The following is a 1,757-nucleotide window of genomic DNA, read 5'->3' on the forward strand; positions in this document are numbered from 1 at the left end:
CCTGCCTCATCCACAATCCAAATCTGATTTGATTCAATTAGGGGTGCTGGCTCAGACACTAATAAACTGGCTACAGTCTCGCCTTGTATGCCTAGCTCCTCACTTAATACCTTAGCCGCCATTGATGAAGGGGCAAAAGCTTTGACTGTATAGCCTTGGGCGAGTGCGATCGCGTTTAATTCTTTGAGGGCAAAAGTCTTACCAGCACCAGCTACCCCTTGCCACGCAATGAATTGGTCTGTCGTCGTTGCAGCTAGACTAACTGCCTGCCTCTGCCCAAGGTTTAGTGAGGTTTTATCCAACTGACTTTCAATTACTGGAGTTGAGCAGATAGGGTTTACTTTACTTTGTCCCGACTGCATTAATTCAATAGTAGCCAGTTCTCGCTTTACTGCTGCCCATGTTGTGTATTGCATCTGCACGTAAGGCAGAACAATTAACTCCTGATGTTGCTTGATCAATGGCTCAATTGCAGTCACATCAGTGAAGAGGCTTTCAGAAAGGATGAATTTCTCCAAATCCTCCTGCTTAAAAGCGACATTCCTCTCACTACAATGAGCAATTGCATTATCGAGTGCATCTTCTAGAGTTTGTTGTGAAAGAGAATCTTGTACAAAACTATTTGGCTCAACAGGAAGAGAGAAATTGATGCCCAGTGCCGCAGCTTCTTCATTCCACAGTGATTTGAGTTCCGATTCTGTTACCTTTTGCTTGCACTGCCGAGTATTATCCCAGATTTTTTCGCGTTCTGCCCATGTAGTTGATGCACCCGCCGCAATAATTTGCTGCCGCCGTTTTGAAAACGCCTCTAAGTCTTGTTCCTTGAACCCCTTGATCTCAAATTGTCCATGTTGACGTGGCTCGACCTCATACCCCAACTTGATTACTTCTGTTGCCAGATAACTTTGGTATGCCATACCCAGGAATTTCTTGTTGGCGAATATCTCATTATTGACCAAGCTCATCCACTTACCGTCTGCTTGGGTTGTGTTCATGACTAAGCAGTGGGTATGGAGATGGGGGTCTAAGGAGCGACTCTCGATGTGGTCGAACTCTGCAACCACCAAGTTAGCTGTGTTTACCCTGTGACGAGAATCTCCTTGTGTCACTCTAGTTATTGCGTAACGTTGTTCCATCAACGTTAATACTTTTGTTAATGCCTGATGATGCGCGGCAATTAATCTTTCATCTCCACCTACCAACGCCATTAGGCTCACACTCTTGGGGGCAGAGAATGTACAGTCTAACGCTGCTCTGCGTTGGTCGGGCTTTAGTACTCTGGCATTAAGTTGCTCACGACCATTAGGCGAAAGCCCAGAGATGACATTTTTAAACGCTTGCTGATTTTCAACTGCTCCTGATAAACCAAGCTTCTCTGCACCTTGACCACTCCAGCGTGACTTGCCTTGGTGATAGTAGTTCTTGATGAAGTAGTTGACTGCCATCTCTGATGACACGTTAGCAGCTGTTAGCATCGCTCACCTCTGCCATCAGCAAAACATAACTTAACTCGACGACTATTGAACAACCCCCAAAAAATATTGAAGTCATTGTTTAACGCCGACATCAAACTCGCTTTGGTTTGATGCCGAGTTAAAAATTTTTGATAAGACAATGACAGCAACAAATTTTTTATTCACCAACTCTCATGCACTTAAATATAGCAAATTATCGTCTAAAACTTTCTGCCAAATTTGGCGTACTGTGCGTAAGGTTTTGCTATTATTGCTTTACCAAAAGAATAATATCATTGTAAT

General features: G+C 43.8%; 1 protein-coding gene. It reads right to left on the reverse strand.

What is annotated here, in order from left to right:
- Positions 1–1,475 (reverse strand): MobF family relaxase (gene mobF, locus GNF10_RS36705; protein WP_185607480.1); only part of this gene is annotated, 1,475 nt, incomplete at its 3' end.
- Between the last annotated feature and the right edge of the window lie 282 nt (positions 1,476–1,757).

It is taken from the genome of Nostoc sp. UCD121 (assembly GCF_014222285.1).
Lineage (GTDB): Bacteria > Cyanobacteriota > Cyanobacteriia > Cyanobacteriales > Nostocaceae > Nostoc.